This window comes from Neobacillus niacini NBRC 15566 (assembly GCF_001591505.1).
GTDB classification, from domain to species: domain Bacteria; phylum Bacillota; class Bacilli; order Bacillales; family Cytobacillaceae; genus Neobacillus; species Neobacillus niacini.
In genome coordinates this window covers 85,374-98,561 of record NZ_BCVA01000017.1, presented here as the reverse complement: position 1 = coordinate 98,561, position 13,188 = coordinate 85,374, and the positions used below count along the sequence as shown (strand labels likewise).

Genomic DNA, 13,188 nt, shown 5'->3' with positions numbered 1-13,188 from the left:
AGAAATTCCGCTTATTTAAAAATCATTATCAAAACAAGCTCAAATAGACGGAGAAATTCCGCCTAATGACCCGAAAAATTCAAAAATAGGGTATTTTCCTTGCATAAGCGGAAAACCTCCCCTTATTCTCCCCAAAACGAGCTCCCTTTTGCATTTAACCGGAAAAAGTCCGCTTATTCTACTTTTGCTGGTTACTTGCTTAAGAACAAGACAGCCAATACAAGTGGCATTTCGGCATGTATTATAAAAATAGACTTTTTGCTTCTTAAAAGATCAGGCTTTTTTATTCCATACTGTCCGCTTCAGGTGGACAGTGTCCACGAGCGGTGACAGGCACCATTATGGACACTATTATCGGTTGTACGCTATTGTGTGAGGGGGAGTCGAATTGTAAATTCGGTCCCTTTCCCTATTTCGCTTGATATGTGGATTGTTCCTTTATGTGTTTCTACGATCCATTTGGCGATGGAGAGGCCTAGTCCATGACCTCCCATTTGCCGTGAGCGGGATTTGTCTGCTCGATAGAACCGTTCAAAGATGCGATGGGAATCCTCTTTCCTAATTCCGATTCCAGTATCCTTTACACGAATACTCATTTGCTGCCCTTCCCTTGAAAGCAAGAGCCAAACTTCGCCCATGTTTGGCGTGTATTTAATGGCATTGTCCAATAAGATATACAATAGTTGAGATAATCTTTGCGGGTCGCCAGTTGTCACCAGTGAATCTGGTGCTTCTAAGTGCAATTTAATTTGTTTTGAGTCTGCTAGTGACTGGACAGATTCAATCGCTTTCTTGGCATGAGGAAGAAAGTCAAACGTCTCTGTTGTTCGCTCGATAATAGTTGAATCTGAACGTGCCAGCGTTAACAAGTCACTAACCAAACTTGTCATCCGTTTCACTTCCTGCCTCATATTTGAAAGCAGCCTGCCTGTAAATTCCTCTTTCTTTGTATCAATCGTCATATCAATCGCGTCAAGTGACGATAACAGAACGCTTAAAGGTGTCCGCAGCTCGTGCGACGCATCTGCAACAAACTCCCGCTGTCTTGTAAAAGCTCTGCTAATCGGTATCATTGCTTTTTTTGACATGGCATTACTAATGAATATCGCCACCCCTACAAACACCAATCCAAGGATTAAAAGGATGATCAATAACCAATGGAAAAGCTGATAGGCAAAGGAAATATCCTTTCCTATAAATAATTTACCCACCAACCGACCTTTATCGTATATAGACTGACTGGCAATGATAAGGCGGACATCTCTCTCTCGCTCACGCTGAAAAAATTCTCCCGGTTTTCCTCTGCCTTTCTTGCTGCCTTCTAAATGAAGTGTATCCTTTAGTATCTCTCCATCATTCTGGCCTCTTTGATTCAAAATTCCTAACACAGCAGTTCGTATACGCGGATCTGCTTCGTTTCCCATAATCAATTCTCCATTTGAATTCACAACATAATAAAAGAGCTGATTGACTCCAGCAAACACTATCTCTTGATTTTGAATCCCGCGGAAATCACTTTTTTCATTGGTTGTTAAATAATCCTCTAAAAAACCTGCTTCTTGTCTCACTAATGTTTCCAGTTCAGTCTCCTGATTCCTAAGAATACTAAAATAAAGCACGGAATAAACAATCATAATAAAAAGAACAAGAAATAAAATCAGTAACCCGCTATATATACGAGTCAGCCTGCCTTGAGTACTTTTAAAGACATCCTTTTCACCAAAATTGGTTAATGAGCGGTAGATAGAGAGTAAATTAGTTTTCAAGCTTATACCCTACCCCTCTTACACTTTGGATCAACTCTGGCTTTCCCGCCTTATCTAACTTTTTCCGGATAAGTTTTACAGTGGCATCAATCGTTTTAAGTGCAACATCAGAATCGAGCCCCCAAATTCGCTCCAGCATGACTTCCCGCGGGATGACTTGTCCCTTATTTTGGACCAATAAATCTAATAGCTGATACTCCCGGGGACTTAATTGAATTTCTTCGTTTCCGAATCGTACAAAATGACCGTTTCGATTCAGAACTAAGTCTTGTAACTTGATTTCCTCTTCTAAAATAGGTGCATAATTACGCCGTGAAAGAGCACGCAGCCTTGCCAGCAGTTCACCAATTTCAAAAGGCTTCACGAGGTAATCATCTGCCCCGGAATCCAATCCCTCAATCCGGTCTTCCACTGTATCCTTTGCAGTCAGCATAAGGATGGCTCCCGGGTATCCTTGTTTCCGTAAACGGCGGCAGACATCCACTCCATCGCCGTTTGGCATCATCCAATCCAAGATTAAGACATCATAGTGTGCATTGGAAGCGTAATAAAACGCATCTTCCCCTTCCATCACCCACTCTACCTTGTATCCACTTTTCGTTAGCATATATACAATTAATTCACCTAGCTGCGAATCATCTTCTGCTAGTAAAATATTCATGCTCTGAGAACTCCTTTAAATCAGGTAATAAACTTCTCCATATTCTGGACAATCTCTAACAACTCAAATCTTATCATAGCTGCCTTGAGATTTAGAACTTTACTAAAAATAAAATACGCCGCATAGAGCGATTGGCCAAGTAAGGCGACTCCACAAATAATTGCCGGCACCCTAGCTATTCTTTCTAAAGTTCCTGGTTTTCTACCAGTCTGAAAACTTTGGCTAATTACTTGGAAGGCATTGATGATCGCTTGAATAAGAATAAGTGAGGATATAAAGATACTAATATGCATAATCGCCAGTTCATTTTTTAAATACAGCGGTAAGACTAATAGCGCGGCAAATGATAACGCCCACATAACCCCAAAGAAGTTACGAATCCAGAGTAAAATAGAGACTACCATTAGGCCGATAAAGAAATAAAGAACGAAATGAAACTGATTTATAGATAGTAAATAAAATAATCCTATTGCTAGTAACAATGTACCCGTATATCCAACATAAACAATCATTGCTTTTTGGATTTTCGAATCGATCATGTTTGTTGTCTCGCCTGTGCCGGTTTTGAACAATTTAATCTTATTTGATTTTCCCTCTTTCGTAACCACAACCGCTAGAACATGAAAAATCTTCTCCATAAGTGTATTACATAAGGAAAAATAAACTCTTAACATAGGCAGCCTGCTAATAGCCAGCGCAGCGGTCAAATAAATCATAATAAGGCTGGTCGTACTCACATGAAATCTCCTTTCCATTTGTATAAAGAAAAAAGAAGCACTCATTCTGCAAAAAGTGCTTCCTATCTCTCTTTATTCTTACAACGTCACTTTTTCACCCTTTAGTTTTTCAAGTTCCTTTTCGAGTTCCTCTTCTCTTACATAGTTTTGGAATACCGCTTCATGCTGTGCTAAAGGATTGGAAAACTGACTGCCTGCTTGTACCTGAGCCTCCATCAACATAATCCGCTCTTCCGCACGTGAAACTCCTCTTGCAATGTTATCTGTTTGAAAGGAAACCGTCGCTTTTTGAATTTGTTTGATAGACTGAGCCACATTCGCCCGGGAGGCTAATAGAATTTTCTTATGGTGCAATTCATTATATGTTTCCTTTAACTGATTTAATTTTTCTACTAAAATTTGTGTTTGCTCCTTAATTGCCTTAAATTGCTGCTGATACAGATTATATTGTTTTTCATGAAGCAGTTTTTCCTGAACAGCTAATTTTGCAATGGTATCCTCTTTTTGTTCAATGGCAAGTTTAGCCTGACGTGTTCTTTTTGCTATTAATTCTTCTGTTTCCAGTAGTAAAGCCGCTTGTTTTTTCTCAACTAGGTATTGCTGTGATAATGCCTTTTGTCCCTTAATTATTTCTTGCTCCAATTCTCTTGAATATTCACTCAACATGGCAATTGGATCTTCCATCCCATCTAATAATCCATTAATCTCCGCCCTCGTAATTGTTTTTACCCTTTTAAAAATACCCATTTTGTCATTCTCCTTTTTTTGTTATATTTTTTTCCCATTGGTCTAATATGCTTGCATTTTGATTCATAACCGGAATATGTGAACCTACTACAGGTGTATCGACGAACTGTTGCATCGCAGCATTTTTTGCTTTTCTTCTAACCCATTTCACAATTAGAACTAAAAGTGCTAGTCCCATAATCAGAAAGAATAAAAGGCCAAGCCAAGAAAATTCTCCTCCATGGTGCGGACCACCCATAAACGGGTGAGGTCCCCTTCCGCCATGGTGCCCCCTCCCCTCAGGTCGAAACCCATTTTGGAACATTACATTGGTTTGGCGCCCTCCTAATAGGTGCAGGAAGAAATTAATTACAACCAGTGCAACAGTAATCATCACGCCCCAGATAATGGCTAGTTTAACTTTTGAATTCATCGCTATCTTTCCTCCTTTCGTTCTTGATAGTTCGAAGTTTAAAGGACAATGGTGAAAACTTGGTGAAAGGAGGGAAGTACAAAAAAATTTATAAAAAAATTGTTCATTACCATATGTAAAAGAAGTTATTTTATTCTATTCACTATTGGATTATGATAGTGTTTGGATAAATCAAATTAACAGACTAAGAGAGGCTTATACATGTGGAAAAATAGAAATGTCTGGATTATTTTAACAGGGGAATTCATTGCTGGACTCGGTTTATGGCTTGGGATCATTGGAAACTTAGAGTTCATGCAGGAAAAGATACCTTCTGATTTCTTAAAATCACTGCTTATGGCCACCGGCCTTGTCGCAGGAATTGCTGTTGGCCCTTACGCAGGAAGAATTACTGACCAAAAAAGCAAGAAAACTGTTATGCTTTGGTCTGGATTACTACGAACAGTGAGTGTCATCTTCATGCTGATTGCTATTGCTACTGGTTCGGTTTGGTGGATGCTCGTATTTTTCGTTTCTATTCAAATTTCCGCTGCCTTCTACTTTCCAGCACTGCAAGCAGCGATCCCGCTTATTGTTAAAGATCAAGATTTACTCCAATTAAATGGAGTTCATATGAATGTGTCTACCCTTTCGCGGATCATAGGGACGGCCGTCGGAGGGATTTTATTGGTACTCCTTCCCTTATCCATGCTTTATATTGGTTCTCTCGTTGCCTATCTTGGATTGCTGATTCTAACCTGGTTCCTAAACTTTGAAGAGAATAATGAAACACCTTCATCAAGAAAAAGTACCAATGGGAAATCCAGCTTTAAAGATGTTTTACCAGTTATAAAGGGGCTGCCAATTGTTTTAATGACCTTATTGATGACTCTTGTACCACTATTGTTTCTTGGCGGTTTCAACCTTTTAGTCATTAATATTAGTGAGCTGCAAGACAGCTCTGCGATAAAAGGATATATTTATGCCGCAGAAGGGGTTTCCTTTATGATTGGTGCCTTTTTCATAAAAAAAATCAACGACAAATTCTCGCCTTACAAAATTTTATTTGGCAGCTCGCTCCTGGTCGGGGTCTCCCAGATTATGCTTTATTTTGCAGATGTTTTTGTTTTAACTATTGCAGCATTCATCGTTTTCGGTTTTTCAGTCGGCTGCTTTTTCCCAACGGCATCGACGATTTTCCAAACAAAAGTGCCAAAGGATTTTCACGGAAGATTTTTCTCGTTCCGCAACATGCTCGATCGGATTGGATTCCAAGTTGTTCTGCTTTTGACTGGATTCCTCTTAGACTTTATTGGCCTGCAGTTAATGTGTTTGATTTATGGCGGGTTGACCGTCATCATTACCATTATCTTTTATTTAAAAAACAAACAGTTTGGTACTGCTAAACTGGAGAATTGACGCAGGCATCATCCATTTTTCCTTGCAGCATTGCAAGGAATATTTTTTATACTCGTGAATATAAACAGTATTGAATGTCCATTTAGGGAGCGTGGTTATTATTAGTGCAGAGGTTATGGAAAATCTAACGGCAACAAGGAATAAGTTGTTAAATGAGATTTCTGGTTTAAGCTATGAACAGCTGAATCAAAAACCTGATGAGTCTACATGGAGTGTGGCTCAGGTGTGTCATCATTTGTATTTAACCGAAAATGTCTTCACACAAGCCATTATTTATGGTCTTACTAAAAGCAATGGAAAAAAGGCAGAGCCGAAGCCTGTTCAGCTGGCAGTTGACCGGACTCAGAAGGCAAAGGCACCTGATATGGTAGTCCCTGGCGATGAATCGTTGGAGTTAGAGAAGATCACAGAGCTGTTGAACCAATCAAGAAATCTATTTTTGGAGTTTTATAATCAACTTGAAGACAAGTCCATCCTAAAAGAAAAATCCACTAAGCACCCGCTCTTTGGTTACACGCCTTTAGACCAATGGGTTGATTTAATTTATCTTCATGAAGAGCGGCATATCCAGCAAATTAAAGAAATTAAGTCTTTGTTATAAAAAAGGTGGCTGTCACCACATAAATGGTAACAGCCACCTAGCAGTTTTATTGCTGTTTACAAGATACGAGAATAAGATACTACCCAACGGGTTCCTTCTGCTTTTTCCATTTGTATTCCCCGCCAGCCTTGTGCGAGCAATTGTTGTTGGGTTTCAATGTCACCCATAGTAATTGTGATATTTTCCCGATAAGGTATTATCTGTTCCTCGGTTCCTGTTAGGTCTTTGACAAAGATATAACGCAGGTTGCCGCCGTACTTCTCTTTGAGGGCGGCGATTTGCATTCCTTGTGCAAACTTATCTTTTAGACTAGGAATATTAAACGGCGCAACCGTGCAGCAAATATAGCGGAATGGTTGAACTTCGCTTCCTAACTCATCCATAATTACTGTTGCTAAAGTCTTTTGCAGATGGTTTCCGCGGAAGTTAGGAAGTACGTTCGAGATCTCCTGATAGAGGACCTTCGGCAGTTCATGATCGGGCAGTCCAATATCCCTTCCTAAATGGTCCTCATCAATTGGCGGAATAAGCAGTGCTCGAAAGGCGATCAGCTTATTCCCTGCAAAAGCACCAATCATCAACCCCTTCCCCTCTAAGATATACTGATACTCATCCTCCGTCAGAGGCTGAAGTATTCCTGGACTTTCCATCGCTTGAACAACTTGCTTCTGCACCTCCAAAATCTCGATTAAGTCTTCAGCAACTAACTTTCGAACCTTAAAAGGCATATTCCCATTTCTAAGTACTCCTTCATACAGCCAATTCAAGAGCCACCCCTCCTTTATTGAATACTGCCTTGAAACACAGTTAACTCTCTCAGTGTTTCTTCGTTAACTTCTATGCCCAATCCAGGCTTTTCTGTCAACCGGATATATGGCACTTCAAATGCTAAATCTCCAACATCCTTAGAAAATTTCAAAGGTCCCGTCAACTCGACACTTGTAATGACCTTCTTTGAAAAAGCAACATGATAACCTGCCGCTGAACCGATTGAGGATTCGACCATGGAACCAATCTGACATTCAATTCCAGCTAACTCTGCTTGGTGTGCAAGTTTCACAGCGGGATAGATTCCTCCGCATTTCATAAGTTTTATGTTTACTTTATCTGCAGCACGCTTTTGTATAATTTCCCGCATTTCACGTGTACCCTTTAAACCCTCATCAATCATGAGAGGGATTGTGGTCTTCGACTTTACCTCAACCATTCCATCGATGTCGTCTGCAGCAACAGGCTGTTCCAGCCAATCAAGACCAAGATTACGCAGCTGTTCTACTGCAGTTATTGTTGTGCCGCTATTAACCCAGCCTTGATTCACATCGACACGGATGGCAATGTCCTCACCCACTTGAGTCCGAACAGCTTTAATCCGTTCAACATCTTTGCTTACCTTCGTCCCGACTTTCATTTTAAAAGAACGATAGCCCACCTCACTCATACCAGCTGCTTCTGCAGCCATTTCCTCAGGCTCTGCGATACTAAGCACATGGGTAATTGGAAATTCTTTATGATAACGCCCGCCTATAAGCTGGTAAACCGGCTGCTGCATTTTTTTTCCCATTATATCAAAACAAGCAATATCGATCGCTGCCTTTGCTGTCGGTGCACCATATATTGCTTTGTTCATCACTTCGTGAATTCGTTCAATTTCCATCGGATTTTGCCCGATCACAACAGGTCCTAAGGTATTCTTAATAATTTCGAATGTACCTTCCCACGTTTCTCCTGTTACATGTTCGTCTGGCACCCCTTCACCATAACCGACAATGCCCTCGTCTGTTGTTACTTTCACAATAATAGACGGCATATGGTTATAGGTGTGGTAGCTGATGATAAATGGTTCTTTTAAGGGCAAGTGGATAGCAAAAAGTTGAATTGACATAATCTTCATAATAATCGTTCCTCTCCAAACAATAATATGTTATATTTGTCGTTAAATAGGCGTTTTAGGGATGTGTTTAACTTGACCACAAAGATAGCTGTCATAAGCTCGAAGGAATTTTTTAAAAATATCCTTACCGTTGCTGCACAAGTTCCGGATATTACAATTGAACCTTATATTTATCAGCAGCCACAGGAAGCTTGTGAACTTGTTAGAAAATTAAAGCCCTGTGATGTGGTCTTTTTCTCAGGAGCCCTGCCTTACTATTTTTCAAAAAAGCACCTTGAGAACCTGACAATTCCAACTCTAATTCTCACCCAAGACGAAATAGCGGTTGCAGCCTCTTTACTTGCTATCACGTATAAAAGCAAAATACCATTTGAGCGGATTTCTATTGATTTGTTTGACGTTTCAAACATCAAACATGTTCTTTCGGAAAGTGAAATCAGGATTGAACACTTAAAAATAATGGATTTAAAAAAACAAATGCTTGAAGACTGTTTCAATTTAGAAAGTATTGTCCAATTTCACTTTACTCTCTGGGAACAAGGTGTAACTGAAACTGCTTTAACCAGTGTCCATGCGGTTTATCACCAGCTTCAAGCTCTTGGTGTTCCTGCCATTAGGATGGCCGATCCGCAAATATCTTTGCTCCGTGGTTTGCAAACAGCAAAAGATCAAGCAGAGCTTTTTAAAAGTAAAGCCGCTCAAGTGGCTGTTGGTTACCTTTCACTTCAAGAACCGCAGCAAGAACAAATTAATTACCTCGCTCATTCGCTGAACGCATATATTCAGCCAATAAACCAAACCCTATTTGTTCTTTATAGTACCAGGGGCGAAATGGATAAGCTTCGCCTGAATGACTTTTTGGAAAAATGGTCTGGAACTATTTTAGTTGGCTTTGGCTATGGATCAACGATGAAAGAGGCAGACCAACACGCTAAGATTGCACTGCAGTTTGCCGAGAAAGACTTGTCCTCAAAATGCGGTTATATTTTAACAGGAGACAAGGAAATGATTGGCCCCTTCCCATACGAGCATAAACAGTACAGTTTAAAGAATGACCATCCTGAACTTTTACAAGTGGCAAAGGAAACAAAACTAAGCCCTTCTAATCTTTCTAAGATCATTGAGTTCAGCAGATCAAGGCAGTCACTTCAATTTACGTCTGCAGATCTCACAGACTATCTCCAGGTTACCCGCCGCTCCACAGAACGGATTATTAAAAAACTTGTAGATCACGGTTACATAAAGGTTGTCGGTGAAGAGATGGTATATCAACAAGGACGTCCAAGAGCAATATATGAACTTCACCTATCACTTCCCCAATAAAGTAAAAGGAAAGTTCCCGTAGTGGTGAACTTTCCTTATTTTTTTAAACTGAAATCGTTGCTTCCTCTTCTTTTTTCAAAAGCAGCATTTCTTCTGGTGTCAATTTGGCAATGGTAATCCCTGTTAGCGCATAAAAGACTGAAATGATCGGCACGATGAAGTTCAATATTGCATACGGACCATAATCGATTGCATGTACTCCAAGAGTACCAAAGATAAATACACCGCAGGTATTCCAAGGAATAAATACGGAAGTAAGTGTACCTCCATCTTCAAGTGCCCTCGATAAATTTTTTGAATGAAGGCCTTTATCACGATATGCCTTCGCATACATCCGTGATGGAATAACGATTGAAATATATTGCTCTGAACAAGTTGCGTTGGTGGCGAAACATGAAACCACCGTTGAAGCCACAACACCCCTTGCTGATTTAGCAAATTTAAGTATTTGATTAACAATTGCTTGAAGCATTCCGGAATTTTCTAAAATCCCTCCAAATGTCATTGCCACAATGGTCATCGATACGGTATACATCATGGAGTCAAGACCACCGCGGTTAAACAGATTGTCCACCATTTCATTGCCAGTATCAATCACAAACCCGCTTTGCAGCGCAGCAACTGCTGAAGACATCGTCCCGCCCTGAATCAAAACTTGCGAGAGGAATCCAAGCGTAATACCAATAATTAATGCTGGTATTGCTGGTACTTTTTTTGCTACCAAAACAATAACCAATAATGGAACAATTAATAAAAAAGGCGAGATGACAAAGCTATCCTGGAGAACCCCTAAGGTTTTATCGATACTAGCAGTATCCATTCCTTTATCTCCAAACTTCCTGCCCATAAAACCATAGACTGCCAGGGTGATTATGATACCTGGGATGGTGGTATAAAGCATATGGCGGATATGTACAAACAAATCAGTTCCTGTTAACCCAGATGCTAGATTTGTAGTGTCCGATAGTGGTGACATTTTATCACCAAAATATGAGCCTGAAATAATAGCACCCGCAATCATTGGTGCCGGTATTCCCATACTTAAGCCAATACCCATACCAGCTACGCCAACGGTTCCCATTGTGGACCATGAGCTTCCAATTGCCAGTGACACAATCATACAAATAACTGTAATCGACACAAGGAAGAGAGATGGGGTAATAATCTTCAATCCAAAATAAATCATGGTTGCAACAATACCGCCGCCAATCCAGGCACCGATCGTTAATCCAACGAGAATGATGATAACAATAGCGGGTAAAGCCAAGCGAATTCCTTTATACATCATTTCTTCAATTTCTGACCATTTGTAGCCAGAGCGCCAAGCAACGATCGCTGCTATCGATGTTCCAAAAATCAGTGGAATATGCGGACCTTGTTCGAAAACAATGATCGTAATCCCCATTACCCCGATCATGACTAGAAGTGGTATTATTGCCATCTTAAAAGTCATCTCTTTTTTCATATTGTTCCCCCATCCAAATTATTTCGCAAACACTGTTAGCGCTTACTTTTTAGAAAATTATTAATTGTCGCTAAATAGTCGGTAACTATATTCTATACACTTGATAATTTCACGTCAACGCAAATTTCCCACAATTCAGAAAAAAATGCGATGCATGATTTGCATCGCATTTTTTTCTATGCTCTCTGTAGTGTTTCAGCAAGGATTCGTGCCCCAACGTCAAGGGCAGATTGATTAAATGCCATTATAGGATGATGTAACCCTGGTTGAAGGTCTGCCCCAACCCCAATCATGGCTGCTTTTAACTTTGGATTCTTAATGGTATAAAAATGGAAATCATCACTACCAGACGTGATAACAGGTGGTGCAAGCGCCTCTCGACCAGCAATGTTTAGAATCGCTTCTTCAGCAATCGCCTCTGCTTCAGCAGAAACCTCAGCACCCGGAGTAAAATCACTCCATTTCCATTCGATATCGACCCCATATAGGTTCTTTAAGTTGTTAATTCCGTGGTCAATTCGGTTCTTAAGTTCTTCTAGAACTTCATTTTTTTGTGCCCGGACATCAATGGCAAATTCTGCAGAACCCGGGATTATGTTTAAGCTCTCGCCGCCAGCAATCACTTTTGTAAGTTTTGCAGAATAGGCTTCAAAAGGTGATTGATAAATAGACTTAATGAACTGGTGCAGTCCAACAATCACATCTAGCGCATTTTTGCCTTGGTGCGGCCTTGCACCGTGCGCGTCTTCGCCAAGTACCTTTCCTTCTAGAAAGATAGCGGCTCCATGATGGATGGATGCCGAGACTTGTCCCATTGGAAGCTCTTCAATTGGTCGAAGGTGAATACCGAATAAGTGGCTAACGTTTTCGATTGCCCCTTTTTCAATCATTGCAATCGAGCCATTCCCTTTTTCTTCAGCCGGCTGAAAAATAAAACGCAGCTTTTTATTGAGAGGCTGATCCTTCAAGTAAAGGAGGGCTCCAAGCGCCATAGAGATTATGGCGTCGTGTCCACAGGAGTGATTCCCCTGCCAAACTCCGTCCACCTCCTGCCATAGAGCGTCAATTTCTGCACGAACCGCTATCACTTCTTCTCCCTCGCCGATTTCTGCTATAAGTCCGGTTACATCAGAAAAACGACGATATTCTACGCCAAGATTATCTAAAATATCAGCAATCGCTTGAGTTGTCTTAACCTCTTTCCAGCTAACCTCAGGGTGGGCATGGAAATGTTCAAACCAAGCCAAAATTTGTTCTTCAAAACTTTTTGCCACCATTACACACTCCTATTCAAAAAAACTAATAAAGTCATAGTACATCAAATGAACTTGTTCCTACAATATTTTTTAAAACTGGTAATCATGGTGACAGGCACCACAGAAAGACACTGTCCACCCCAGGTGGACAGTGTGGATTTTTATGGGACAACTTTGTTTGCAGCATGTCCCATTATGTCTGCACAAGAATAATTTTTATTCCATAAAATAATATTAAGAAGACTAAGAGTAATTATATTAACGAAAGGAAAGATGTGGTGTTTTAAATGAAAAATTATCAGGTTTTTGATTATTCGTTTCAGAATCTGCGTGAAAAGAGTATGTCGTTTGAACAGGTTTTTGAACACATTGTCAAATTCATGAATTTAGCACCCAGCGGTAATTTTCGATTAATGGTTGGAACGGATTCACAGGTTCATAAAAGGCATACCATTTTTATTACCGGTATTGTCATCCAAAATGAGGGTAAAGGCGCATGGGCTTGTATCAGGAAGATTGTAATCCCAAGAAAAATGACACATTTGCATGAGCGGATTTCCTTTGAGCTTTCATTAACAGAGGATATTGTTGCTTTATTTACGGAGGAAAGAAAGAATCGGTTAATCAATATTGTCCTTCCCTTTGTCTATCAAGGGGCAACGTTCACCATGGAAGGCCATATTGATATCGGAGCAGGAAAACGCAATAAAACGAGAGAATTTGTGAAAGAAATGGTAGCAAGAATGGAATCTATGGGAGTGGAGCCAAAGATAAAGCCAAATGCTTTTGTTGCCTCAAGCTATGCCAACCGTTACACAAAATAGGGACCTGAGCCATGTTGCGTTCACTAAAAAACGCACCAGGGCTCAGGTCTTTACTTTATTTTGGCTCTGCAAAGCGCTAGTTCCCTGCCAACTATACAAAGTCTTTA

General features: G+C 40.3%; 13 protein-coding genes. 4 read left to right on the top strand and 9 right to left on the bottom strand.

The genetic code is table 11. The annotated features are described in order from the left end of the window. Window positions 1-365 precede the first annotated feature (365 nt). From BANA01_RS14540 to BANA01_RS14520, 5 genes are all read right to left on the bottom strand, one after another. The gene (locus tag BANA01_RS14540) at window positions 366-1,766 is read right to left on the bottom strand and encodes a sensor histidine kinase (RefSeq protein WP_082799535.1); all 1,401 of its coding nucleotides are present in this window, start codon (window positions 1,764-1,766) and stop codon (window positions 366-368) included. Further along, entirely contained in the window at window positions 1,756-2,427 is a 672-nt protein-coding gene (locus BANA01_RS14535; RefSeq protein WP_063253610.1) for a response regulator transcription factor, read from the bottom strand. The genes BANA01_RS14540 and BANA01_RS14535 overlap by 11 nt, the downstream gene beginning before the upstream one ends. A 20-nt stretch (window positions 2,428-2,447) precedes the next feature. Continuing rightward, window positions 2,448-3,164: a M50 family metallopeptidase gene (locus tag BANA01_RS14530; protein ID WP_063253609.1), complete on the bottom strand. Its 717-nt coding sequence runs from the start codon at window positions 3,162-3,164 to the stop codon at window positions 2,448-2,450. Between the two features lie 78 nt (window positions 3,165-3,242). Next, window positions 3,243-3,911 carry a PspA/IM30 family protein gene (locus BANA01_RS14525; RefSeq protein WP_034672773.1) on the bottom strand — a complete coding sequence of 223 codons (669 nt, stop codon included), beginning with the start codon at window positions 3,909-3,911 and terminating at the stop codon, window positions 3,243-3,245. Window positions 3,912-3,915: 4 nt separating this feature from the next. Further along, window positions 3,916-4,323: a hypothetical protein gene (locus BANA01_RS14520; RefSeq protein ID WP_034672770.1), complete on the bottom strand. Its 408-nt coding sequence runs from the start codon at window positions 4,321-4,323 to the stop codon at window positions 3,916-3,918. Window positions 4,324-4,524: 201 nt separating this feature from the next. On the opposite strand from BANA01_RS14520, the gene BANA01_RS14515 reads away from it, so the two are divergent. Next, window positions 4,525-5,721: an MFS transporter gene (locus tag BANA01_RS14515; protein ID WP_034672768.1), complete on the top strand. Its 1,197-nt coding sequence runs from the start codon at window positions 4,525-4,527 to the stop codon at window positions 5,719-5,721. Window positions 5,722-5,836: 115 nt separating this feature from the next. Further along, window positions 5,837-6,322 (top strand): DinB family protein, encoded by a 486-nt coding sequence (locus tag BANA01_RS14510; protein WP_034672805.1) that lies wholly within the window; start codon window positions 5,837-5,839, stop codon window positions 6,320-6,322. Window positions 6,323-6,378: 56 nt separating this feature from the next. Here BANA01_RS14510 and BANA01_RS14505 read toward each other — a convergent pair whose 3' ends face one another. Together BANA01_RS14505 and BANA01_RS14500 are read right to left on the bottom strand one after the other, a co-directional pair. Further along, window positions 6,379-7,089: a hypothetical protein gene (locus BANA01_RS14505; protein WP_034672766.1), complete on the bottom strand. Its 711-nt coding sequence runs from the start codon at window positions 7,087-7,089 to the stop codon at window positions 6,379-6,381. Window positions 7,090-7,103: 14 nt separating this feature from the next. Next, entirely contained in the window at window positions 7,104-8,213 is a 1,110-nt protein-coding gene (locus BANA01_RS14500) for a mandelate racemase/muconate lactonizing enzyme family protein (RefSeq protein ID WP_034672756.1), read from the bottom strand. A gap of 72 nt (window positions 8,214-8,285) precedes the next feature. On the opposite strand from BANA01_RS14500, the gene BANA01_RS14495 reads away from it, so the two are divergent. After that, window positions 8,286-9,536 carry a hypothetical protein gene (locus tag BANA01_RS14495; RefSeq protein ID WP_034672754.1) on the top strand — a complete coding sequence of 417 codons (1,251 nt, stop codon included), beginning with the start codon at window positions 8,286-8,288 and terminating at the stop codon, window positions 9,534-9,536. A gap of 43 nt (window positions 9,537-9,579) precedes the next feature. On the opposite strand, the gene nhaC is transcribed toward BANA01_RS14495, so the two are convergent. Beyond that, the gene (nhaC, locus tag BANA01_RS14490; RefSeq protein WP_034672750.1) at window positions 9,580-11,001 is read right to left on the bottom strand and encodes a Na+/H+ antiporter NhaC; all 1,422 of its coding nucleotides are present in this window, start codon (window positions 10,999-11,001) and stop codon (window positions 9,580-9,582) included. A 176-nt stretch (window positions 11,002-11,177) separates the two neighbouring features. Further along, window positions 11,178-12,278, bottom strand: a complete 1,101-nt coding sequence (locus BANA01_RS14485; RefSeq protein WP_034672747.1) for an amidohydrolase — start codon at window positions 12,276-12,278, stop codon at window positions 11,178-11,180. Between the two features lie 266 nt (window positions 12,279-12,544). On the opposite strand from BANA01_RS14485, the gene BANA01_RS14480 reads away from it, so the two are divergent. After that, entirely contained in the window at window positions 12,545-13,081 is a 537-nt protein-coding gene (locus BANA01_RS14480; RefSeq protein WP_034672742.1) for a ribonuclease H-like YkuK family protein, read from the top strand. Window positions 13,082-13,188: the final 107 nt, after the last annotated feature.

Bases quoted from the DNA above. Each gene is read 5' to 3' on its own strand.
- BANA01_RS14500 (WP_034672756.1), bottom strand. From the start codon at position 8,213: ATGAAGATTATGTCAATTCAACTTTTTGCTATCCACTTGCCCTTAAAA.
- BANA01_RS14510 (WP_034672805.1), top strand. From the start codon at position 5,837: ATGGAAAATCTAACGGCAACAAGGAATAAGTTGTTAAATGAGATTTCT.
- BANA01_RS14535 (WP_063253610.1), bottom strand. From the start codon at position 2,427: ATGAATATTTTACTAGCAGAAGATGATTCGCAGCTAGGTGAATTAATT.
- BANA01_RS14485 (WP_034672747.1), bottom strand. From the start codon at position 12,278: ATGGTGGCAAAAAGTTTTGAAGAACAAATTTTGGCTTGGTTTGAACAT.
- nhaC (WP_034672750.1), bottom strand. From the start codon at position 11,001: ATGAAAAAAGAGATGACTTTTAAGATGGCAATAATACCACTTCTAGTC.
- BANA01_RS14480 (WP_034672742.1), top strand. From the start codon at position 12,545: ATGAAAAATTATCAGGTTTTTGATTATTCGTTTCAGAATCTGCGTGAA.
- BANA01_RS14520 (WP_034672770.1), bottom strand. From the start codon at position 4,323: ATGAATTCAAAAGTTAAACTAGCCATTATCTGGGGCGTGATGATTACT.
- BANA01_RS14515 (WP_034672768.1), top strand. From the start codon at position 4,525: ATGTGGAAAAATAGAAATGTCTGGATTATTTTAACAGGGGAATTCATT.
- BANA01_RS14525 (WP_034672773.1), bottom strand. From the start codon at position 3,911: ATGGGTATTTTTAAAAGGGTAAAAACAATTACGAGGGCGGAGATTAAT.